This is a genomic window from Polaromonas sp. P1_E1_2, from assembly GCF_056406035.1.
In genome coordinates this window covers 1-5,096 of sequence record NZ_JBFUAZ010000142.1, presented here as the reverse complement: position 1 = coordinate 5,096, position 5,096 = coordinate 1, and the positions used below count along the sequence as shown (strand labels likewise).

Below are 5,096 nucleotides of genomic sequence, written 5' to 3'. Positions count from 1 at the left end.
RCAAGCTCTACCCCAATGTCGACTTCTACTCCGGCATTGTGCAGCGCGCCATCGGCATCCCGGTGCCACTGTTCACGGCCATCTTCGCGCTGGCCCGTACCGTCGGCTGGATCGCCCAGCTCAATGAAATGATCGGCGACCCCGAGTACAAGATCGGCCGTCCACGCCAGTTGTTCACCGGCTCCACGACACGTCAGGTGTTGCCGCTGGCCAAGCGCTAAGCTGCCAACGCGTTGACATAAAGCCCGCCCTTGGCAACATCGGCGGGCTTTTTCATGCCCCAAAGCCCTGCGGCGCATCTCAAGGTTCCGCAGGCCCCGCGGCTGTCTGCTACGTTTTTGATAGCTGCTTGCGCCCGTCGTTATTGGGCTAGAGCCTTAAAAAATCAAAAATTTTGGTGGCCCAGGCTGAAAACGCCTATTGGCAAGCAGGGCATCGTGCATTGCGATGACAAAACACCAATCATGGTAGCAAAATAGCGTTTCACCATCGTCTAACACGATGACGTCACGCCCACGCCATGAAAAGCTCCGAACGCAACTTTGCCCGCCGCATTGATCTGACCTCGCTTCAGCTCTTTGTGGCTGTGTGCGAGCTCGGCAGCATCGGCAAGGCGGCCGAGCGCGAATTCATTGCCGCCTCAGCCGTGAGCAAACGCCTCTCCGACCTCGAAATCACGCTGGACACGCCGCTGCTGTACCGCCACACCCGCGGTGTTGACCTGACGCCCGCCGGCGAAAGCCTGCTCCACCATGCGCGCTCGGTGCTGTTCAGCCTCGAGAAAATGCAGAGCGAGCTCAGCGAATACGCCGACGGCGTGCGCGGCCATGTGCGCGTGCACGCCAGCATCTCGGCCATCGTGCAGTTTTTGCCGGAAGACCTGGGCGCCTTCACCCGCGAGCATTCGGGCATCAAGATCGACCTGGAAGAGCATCTGAGCACCGAGGTGGTCCGCGCGGTGCAGGAAGGCGCGGCCGATCTGGGCATCTGCAATACTGCCGACGGCGCGGGTGACCTGCAGGTACTGCCCTACCGCACCGATAAATTGGTATTGATTGTGCCCAGGGGCCACGCCCTGTGTACGCAAGGCGCTATCAAATTTGAAGCAGCACTGGACTACGACCAGGTCGGACTGCACTCCAACAGTTCGATTTACCTGGCCATGCGCGAAGCGGCCGCCCGACTGGGCCGCACCATCAAGCTGCGCATCCATGTCACCGGCCTGGACGCAATGTGTCGCATGATCCACAACGGCCTGGGCGTCGGCGTGATGCCGCAGCGCGCCTTTGAACTCATGCACGGCGTCGGTGAGCTCGAGTCCCTTCCCCTGCTCGACGCCTGGGCCGAGCGCCAGATCCAGCTGGTAGCGCGTGACTTTTCCACCCTGCCCCTGACGGCGCGGCTGCTGGTGGAACACCTCACACAGCCCGCCGCACCACACACCAACGCGGCCCAAGCTGCCAAAACCGCAGCCATGGCTGCGAGTGCAGCGGCCTAAAATCACCCCCACGACAGACGATAACGAGAGATCACGAAGGAAACCCATGGGACGCACCCTCTACGACAAAATCTGGGACGAGCACGTCGTTCATACCGAAGACGACGGCACGGCCATCCTCTACATCGACCGCCACCTGGTGCACGAAGTCACCAGCCCGCAGGCCTTTGAAGGCCTGCGCGAGGCCGGCCGCAAGGTCTGGCGCATCAGCTCCATCGTCGCCACGGCCGACCACAACACGCCGACCACCGGCTGGGAGTTGGGCTACGACGGCATCACCGACCTGGTGAGCAAGGAACAGATCACCACGCTGGACAGCAACATCAAGGAATTCGGCGCGGCCGCCTTCTTCCCCTTCCTCTCCAAACGCCAGGGCATCGTGCATGTCATCGGCCCCGAAAGCGGCGCCACGCTGCCCGGCATGACGGTCGTCTGCGGCGACTCGCACACCTCCACCCACGGCGCTTTCGGCGCGCTGGCACATGGCATCGGCACCAGCGAAGTCGAGCACGTGATGGCGACGCAAACCCTGCTGGCCAAAAAAGCCAAGAACATGCTCGTGAAGGTCGAAGGCAAGCTGGCCCCAGGCTTGACGGGCAAGGACATCGTGCTCGCCATCATCGGCAAGATCGGCACGGCTGGCGGCACGGGTTACACGATTGAATTTGCCGGCTCGGCGATTCGTGCGCTCAGCATGGAAGGCCGCATGACGGTCTGCAACATGGCGATTGAAGCCGGCGCGCGCGCTGGCCTGGTGGCGGTAGACCAGAAAACCATTGATTACGTCAAAGGCCGCTTGCTCTCGCCCACCGGCGTCGAATGGGACATGGCCGCCAAATACTGGAACACGCTGCACTCGGATGCCGACGCGAAGTTCGACGCCGTGGTCGAGCTCGACGCCAGCCAGATCCTGCCGCAAGTCACCTGGGGCACTTCGCCCGAAATGGTGCTGTCGATTGACGACCGCGTGCCCGACCCCGACAAGGAAAAAGACGCCAACAAGCGCGATGCCATCGAACGCGCGTTGAAGTACATGGGCCTGGAGCCCGGCAAGGCGCTGAACGACCTGTACATCGACAAGGTGTTCATCGGTTCCTGCACCAACAGCCGCATCGAGGACATGCGCGAGGCAGCCGCCGTCATCAAGAAGATCGGCCAGAGGTTGCCAAGAACGTCAAGCTTGCGCTGGTCGTTCCGGGCTCAGGCCTGGTCAAGGAACAGGCCGAGCGCGAAGGGCTGGACAAGATTTTTGTGGCCGCCGGCTTTGAATGGCGTGAGCCTGGCTGCTCGATGTGCCTGGCCATGAACGCCGACCGGCTGGAGCCGGGCGAGCGCTGCGCATCCACCAGTAACCGCAACTTCGAAGGCCGGCAAGGCGCCGGTGGCCGTACGCACCTGGTGAGCCCGGCGATGGCCGCCGCGGCCGCCGTGCACGGCCACTTTGTTGACATCAGAAAGTTTGTGTGACACCCCTGTCTCGGCTCACTTCGTGTAGCCGGAACCCCCTCAAGGGGGCAACACCTGCGGCCCGGCAAAGCCGGTTCCGCGGTGTTTCTTGGCAAGAAACTATTTCGATAGAGTGAAGGAGAGAATCCCATGCAGAAATTCACCGTACACAAGGGCCTGGTCGCCCCGATGGACCGCGAGAACGTCGACACCGACGCCATCATCCCCAAGCAGTTCCTCAAGTCCATCCGCAAGACMGGCTTYGGCCCCAACCTGTTTGACGAATGGCGCTACCTGGACGCGGGCTTYCCCGGCCAGGAYCCRRCCASCCGCAAGCCCAACCCCGACTTCGTGCTGAACCAGCCRCGCTACGCGGGCGCCTCCATCCTGCTGGCGCGCAAGAACTTCGGCTGCGGCTCCTCGCGTGAACACGCGCCCTGGGCGCTGGACCAATATGGCTTTCGCGCGATCATCGCGCCGAGCTACGCCGACATCTTCTTCAACAACAGCTTCAAGAACGGCCTGCTGCCCATTGTGCTGCCCGAGGCGCAGGTGGCGCAGCTGTTCGACGAAGCGCTGGCCTTCCCCGGCTACCAGCTCACGGTCGACCTGGAACGGCAAGTGATCGTCAAGCCGCAGGGCGAGGAGCTGCCTTTCGACGTGCAGGCTTTCCGCAAGTACTGCCTGCTCAACGGCCTGGACGACATTGGCCTGACCTTGCGCCAGAGCGACAAGATCAAGGCCTTTGAAGCCGAGCGCCTGGCAACCAAGCCCTGGCTGAACCACACGGTGGCAGGATGATGGCGCACTCGCGCATGGCAGGACTGGTGGTTGCCCTGCTGACCGGCCTGACGGGCTGCTCGACGATGGAAGCGGTCAATCGCGACCAAACCCAGCTGGCAGCCATCGAAAAGAACGCCCCTGCGAATGCCGCGACGCTTCGGCTGCGCTCCTTCTCGAATGGCACAGCGCGATTTGGTGTGAGCCCACAAAGCGCGTCATGCGAAGGCTTCAAGGATGTAGGTGTGGCTCTGAACACCATAGAAGCCAGCCGGACCTACGCCGGCCGCGAACGCAAAGACATTGTTGAAGTACTTCCGCAAGCTGGCCCGGTGCAGATTCGCGCCTATGCGCAGGAGCAGCATTTTGCGAACAACATAACCTACAAGTCAAAGTGTGGACCGGTAGCTGTCCGCTTCGTCGCCGATCCGCAGAAAAAATACACTGCCGACCTGATCTGGAAAGACAAGCGTTGCACCATCGTGGTCAACGACACTACCAGTTCAACCCCCATCCCTGTACCGGGCAGCAATTACTTTTGCCCGGCCAGTTTTTCTGAAATCCTGGATTAATCCCATGAAAATCGCAATCCTCCCTGGTGACGGCATCGGCACCGAAATCGTCGCGGAAGCCGTCAAGGTCTTGAAGGCGCTCGACCTGAAGTTTGAAACCGAAAGCGCATTGGTCGGCGGCGCCGCCTATGAGGCCCATGGCCATCCACTGCCCGAAAGTACGCTGAAACTGGCCAAGGAAGCCGATGCCGTGCTGTTCGGCGCTGTGGGTGACTGGAAATATGACACGCTGGATCGTCCGCTGCGCCCCGAGCAAGCCATCCTGGGCCTGCGCAAGAACCTTGGCCTCTTTGCCAACTTCCGCCCCGCCATTTGCTATGCACAGCTGGTGGACGCCTCCAGCCTCAAGCGTGAGCTGGTGTCCGGCCTGGACATCCTGATCATCCGCGAACTGACCGGCGACATCTACTTCGGCCAGCCCCGAGGCCGGCGCGTCTCACCCGACGGGCATTTCCCCGGCTCGGAAGAGGCCTTTGACACGATGCGCTATTCGCGCCCCGAGATCGAACGCATCGCCCACGTGGCCTTCCAGGCCGCCCGCAAGCGTGACAAGCGCGTCACCAGCGTCGACAAGGCCAACGTGCTGGAAACCTTCCAGCTCTGGAAAGACGTGGTCACCGAAGTCGGCAAGCAGTATCCCGACGTCGCGCTGGACCACATGTATGTGGACAACGCCGCCATGCAGCTGGTGAAGGCGCCCAAGAAGTTTGACGTGGTGGTCACCGGCAACATGTTCGGCGACATCCTGAGCGACGCCGCCGCCATGCTGACCGGCTCCATCGGCATGCTGCCTACGGCCA

At 62.0% G+C, this 5,096-nt stretch carries 5 protein-coding genes and 1 pseudogene; all 6 read left to right on the top strand.

Annotated elements, in window-relative coordinates; translation table 11 throughout:
* Nucleotides 1-221, top strand: a 221-nt coding sequence (locus AC1D1P_RS09130; protein WP_477672747.1) for a citrate/2-methylcitrate synthase, incomplete at its 5' end; no start/stop codon positions are given.
* Nucleotides 222-520: 299 nt separating this feature from the next.
* The gene (locus AC1D1P_RS09125) at nt 521-1,498 is read left to right on the top strand and encodes a LysR family transcriptional regulator (RefSeq protein ID WP_477671351.1); all 978 of its coding nucleotides are present in this window, start codon (nt 521-523) and stop codon (nt 1,496-1,498) included.
* 46 nt (nt 1,499-1,544) lie between these two features.
* Nucleotides 1,545-2,965, top strand: a pseudogene (gene leuC, locus AC1D1P_RS09120) (3-isopropylmalate dehydratase large subunit).
* 129 nt (nt 2,966-3,094) lie between these two features.
* The gene (gene leuD / locus AC1D1P_RS09115; RefSeq protein ID WP_477672746.1) at nt 3,095-3,745 is read left to right on the top strand and encodes a 3-isopropylmalate dehydratase small subunit; all 651 of its coding nucleotides are present in this window, start codon (nt 3,095-3,097) and stop codon (nt 3,743-3,745) included.
* A gap of 14 nt (nt 3,746-3,759) precedes the next feature.
* Nucleotides 3,760-4,296 carry a hypothetical protein gene (locus AC1D1P_RS09110; protein ID WP_477671349.1) on the top strand — a complete coding sequence of 179 codons (537 nt, stop codon included), beginning with the start codon at nt 3,760-3,762 and terminating at the stop codon, nt 4,294-4,296.
* Between the two features lie 4 nt (nt 4,297-4,300).
* Nucleotides 4,301-5,096 (top strand): 3-isopropylmalate dehydrogenase (gene leuB, locus AC1D1P_RS09105; protein WP_477672745.1); only part of this gene is annotated, 796 nt, incomplete at its 3' end.